General features: G+C 42.8%; 3 protein-coding genes. All 3 read left to right on the top strand.

Features of this window, described 5'->3' with window-relative positions; genetic code table 11:
- On the top strand, window positions 1–814 hold an 814-nt coding region (locus tag H6S82_RS19550), incomplete at its 5' end, for an ABC transporter substrate-binding protein (RefSeq protein ID WP_242057027.1).
- A gap of 48 nt (window positions 815–862) precedes the next feature.
- The gene (locus tag H6S82_RS19545; protein WP_190472550.1) at window positions 863–2,677 is read left to right on the top strand and encodes an ABC transporter substrate-binding protein; all 1,815 of its coding nucleotides are present in this window, start codon (window positions 863–865) and stop codon (window positions 2,675–2,677) included.
- 297 nt (window positions 2,678–2,974) lie between these two features.
- Complete coding sequence (locus H6S82_RS19540) at window positions 2,975–4,429, top strand: APC family permease (protein ID WP_190472553.1); 1,455 nt, start codon at window positions 2,975–2,977, stop codon at window positions 4,427–4,429.
- Window positions 4,430–4,549: the final 120 nt, after the last annotated feature.

Below are 4,549 nucleotides of genomic sequence, written 5' to 3'. Positions count from 1 at the left end.
AAACGGACGCCCCCTAGTTGACCCGATTAAGTCTCGCTGGTTTAATAAAGTGGAGTTTAGACAAGCGGTTGCTTATGCGATCGATCGTCAGCGAATGATTAACAATATTTTTCAGGGACTGGGTGAGATGCAAAATTCATCTATTTCCGTGCAAAGTCCCTATTATCTTTCGCCTGAAGCTGGATTAAAAGTCTACAATTACAATCCCGAACAAGCCAAACAATTACTTTTACGAGCCCAATTCAAATACAATCATAAAGGCGAACTGCTGGATGCTGAAGGCAACCGAGTTCGCTTCACCTTAATTACCAATGCGGGAAATAAAATTCGGTCAGCAATGGCAGTCCACATAAAGCAAGACTTGAGCAAAATCGGCATTCAAGTAGATCTAAACCTAATAGATTTTAGTGTTTTGGGAGAAAAGTTGGGTAGCTCCTTGGATTGGGATTGTTATTTATTGGGTTTTGGTGGTGCGATCGAACCGAATGACGGATTTAATATTTGGTCTTTGTCTGGTGCATCCCACACATTCAATCTACAACCTCAAACAGGACAAACTCCCATCACAGGGAGAGAAGTAGCAGAATGGGAACAAAAAATTGCCAATCTCTACATTCAAGGCGCAACGGAGTTAGATGAAACGAAACGCCAAGAAATTTATGCAGAAACTCAACGCCTTACCCAAGAATACTTACCATTTATTTACTTGGTAAACCCGCTGGCGATGGCGGCAATACGCAATAAAATTAAAAATGTAAAATACTCAGCCATAGGAGGAGCTTTCTGGAATATTTACGAGCTGATAGTCAAATAAAATGTAGTGTAAATCAACTAAGTCATCAATCTAAAATTTAAAAGCAAAATGATTTCTGCTATCTCCTCTAATTTCCGTCGTTGCCTCTCAGCTTTACTGGTGCTAATTCTAGCCTTAACTTGTCAGTTTGCCCTGACTGGCTGTCGGGTCGCGCAGTTCAAAACAAAATCTGCACAAGTCTCGCAACTGGTACTGACTGCCCTTACCGACCCCAAAACTTTTAATCCCGCACTCAATCAAGAATTTCCCAACATTTTTCTGTTTGCTTTTGATAGGTTGACTACAGAAAATGGCGTCACGGGTGAAGTAGAACCAGCTTTAGCTGAATTCTGGGAAATTTCTCAGGACAAAAAGCGAGTAGTGTTTACCCTGCGGGAGGGATTGCAATGGTCGGATGGGCAACCGCTGACAGCAGATGATGTCGTTTTCACCTTTGAAGATGTCATTTTTAACAAACAAATTCCTACTGATTTTAAAGATAGCTTTAAAATCGGTGCCAGCGGGGCTTTTCCAAAAGTTCGTAAAATCAGTAATCGCCAAGTAGAATTCATTTTGCCAGAGCCTTTTGCCCCTCTTTTGCGAGCAGTTGCAGGGCCAGAAGGTGTGTCGATTTTGCCCAAACATATTTTACAAGCATCTGTACAAACTAAAGGTTCAGACGGAAATCCTCGGTTTATATCTACTTGGGGAACGGATACCGACCCAACTAAAATTGTGGTAAATGGGCCATATCAACTGGAAAGTTTATCTCCCGGTCAACGGTTGGTATTTCGCCGCAATCCCTACTATTGGCGCAAAGACGAACAAGGCAACCAAATGCCTTACATTGAAAGGATTATTTGGCAGTTTATTGAAAATACAGACACCCAGTTGCTGGCGTTTCGTTCTGGCGATTTAGATGTCATGGGTGATGTGCGTCCGTTACGTCCGGAATATTATTCTTTGTTGAAGAAGCAAGAAAAGCAAGGTAAATTTAAAGTTTATAACGGTGGCCCTTGGTCTGGCACGACTTACATTACTTTTAATCTGAGTAAGGCGAGGGATAAAAATAATCGTCCGTTTGTCGATCCAATTAAGTCTCGCTGGTTTAATAATTTGGCATTTCGGCAGGCAGTTGCTTATGCGATCGATCGCCAAAAAATGCGCGACAATATCTTTCGGGGAATTGGCGAATTGCAAAATTCACCGATTTCCGTACAAAGTCCCTACTACCTCAAAGATGGATTAAAAGTTTACAATCACAATCCAGAAAAAGCAAAACAACTATTGATATCTGCGGGTTTTAAGTATAACGATCGCGGAGAACTTCTCGATGCTGATGGCCATCGCGTGCGCTTTACATTCCTGACTAATTCCGGCAACAAAATTCGCGAAGCAATTGGCGCTCAAATCAAAGATGACCTTAGCAAAATCGGCATTCAAATTGACTTTACCCCTATTAATTTTAACACGCTAATCGATAAAATTAATACTTCGCGAGATTGGGAAGCGCACATGATCGGATTTACAGGTGGAATCGATCCGCACGGTTTAACAAATCTGTGGACTAGCAGAGGAGGTTCCCACACATTCAACTTAGCACCTCAACCCGGTCAACCTCCTATTAAAGGCTGGCAACCGCTGGACTGGGAGTTAGAGATCGATCGCCTTTTCGCAGCAGGAGCGAGAGAATTTGACGAAACCAAACGCCAAGCGATTTATGCAGAATTTCAGCGCATTGTACAAGAACAGTTACCTGTGATTCATTTAGTTAATGAAACTGCTTTGATGGCAGTGCGAGATCGCGTCCAAGGAGTCAAATACACTGGCTTACCCAGTTGGGGATTGTGGAATATTCAAGAACTTAAAATTGTCAACAAATAAAAGGCTTTTGAGACTCCCCGCGATAAATCGATGCTTATTCTCGATTCGCGGAGAGTCCTTGTCTAGACTCAGTAATGAGTCTAGAGGTTTTTTGGTAATCTTTATGTTATAGTGAATGGTGTTTATCGTTCATTTTCATTGCTTGTAGCTAATTCAATCAACTATAAGCAATCAACAACGAACCATGAACAATAGATATCTCCAGAAAAAACTCTCAAAAGCAGGCAAGATGCCTACCACACAATAATTTTTGGAAATGTCTAATGAACAATGAACGACGGATAGAAAAAAACACCCATGAAGAGAACTATAGATTGGAAGCAAACTTTCTGGATTACCGCCGGTTTATTACCTTCGATTCTGATTAGCATAGGCCCAGTAGTTGCTGTTGTTGGCACACCTTCCATACTGATCTGGACGCTATCAACTTTAATCGGTTTCGCGCAGCTATTTTTATACGCAGAACTGGCTGCTATCTTTCCCAACAAAACAGGAGGTGCTGCTGTCTACGCTGCTGTCGCATGGCTTCGCTACGGCAAAATTTTTGCGCCGATCAATGTTTGGTGCTACTGGATAACTTGGTCTTCAGCACTCGCAGTTACAGCAGCTTTGGCGGGAAATTATATTGTTAATGGTTTTTTTGCAGGTACGCCATTAGCAAATTTCTCGATTACCCTGCTTGACCTTTCTGCAATCTTGCCAGGAATTAAGTTCAAACTTGATGCCATAATTCTGTGCAGTGCAGCAATTATGCTAGTCGCTTTTTATTTGCAGCATCGCGGACTTCTCCAAACGGCAAGGATACAGTTTGCGTTGGCGCTTCTATCTATAATTCCATTATTTTTGTTGACGATCGTACCTTTGTTGACTGGAAAGATCGATCTAACTCACTTCACACCTTTCATCCCCAAAGATACAACCAGTTGGTCTAGTGCAGCTGCGTTCACCTTGTTGATGGGGGGGATGTTTATGGCAGGCTACATTACCTACGGCGCTGAAATTGCAGTTTGTTATGTCAGCGAATTTAAAGACCCTGCTAGGGATGGCATCCGAGCTATTATCTTAATCGGGGTGACAGCGGCTGTAAGCTTTGTGATTTTCCCTTTCACTTTCTTGGGCGCGTTGGGGATGGAAAATGTTACAGATCCAGCTTTTGCAGCGGGAGATCCCCAAGCAGCAGTCGTCAAACTAGCAGCGATCGCATTTGGAACTGGGTCTGGTAAATTGCTAACGCTGATGCTGATCTTAGCTATGGTACTCGGTATCGTCACAGCAATGTCCAGCAGTTCCAGAACTTTATACCAAGCAGCAGTAGATGGTTTGTTCCCCAAATTTTTGGGTACGCTAAATCATCACGGTGTTCCAGTTGCAGCAATGTGGGCAGACCTCATTTTTAACTTGGTTTTGCTAACTTTAGGAAATCCTATTTTTGTGGTCGCTGCTTGCAGTGTGGCGTACTTTATCTGCATCTGTATGGATTTAAATGCTGTCTGGATGCTGCGACAACAACGGCCAAGTCAACCTCGGAGTTTCCGCGCACCGGATTGGCTTGTTTATGGGGGAATACCAGTTCTCACTGTACTCAATCTATCATTCATGTTTTTTGGCGCTAATGTTTTCGATCCGAATGCTTTGTGGTATGGCTTGGGAGCAATATTATTCATTTTTCCCATTTTCTTCTACAGGCACTATCTAGTTGATAAAGGTGTCTGGCCGGAATCAGCCCAAAAGCATTTTGATATTAGTGAATAGGGAGAGGGGAAAGGGAGAGCGGGGGAGTGGGGGAGTGGGGGAGTGGGAGAGAGAGAAAATTAATCTCTTTCCTCTTCCCATACCCCCAGTCCCTTTTTTTTGACTTTTGACTTTTGACTT

Origin of the sequence: Planktothrix sp. FACHB-1355 (assembly GCF_014748295.1) — a bacterium.
Classification (GTDB): Bacteria; Cyanobacteriota; Cyanobacteriia; order Cyanobacteriales; family Aerosakkonemataceae; genus Aerosakkonema; species Aerosakkonema funiforme_A.
This window is presented reverse-complemented; position numbering and strand designations above follow the sequence as displayed.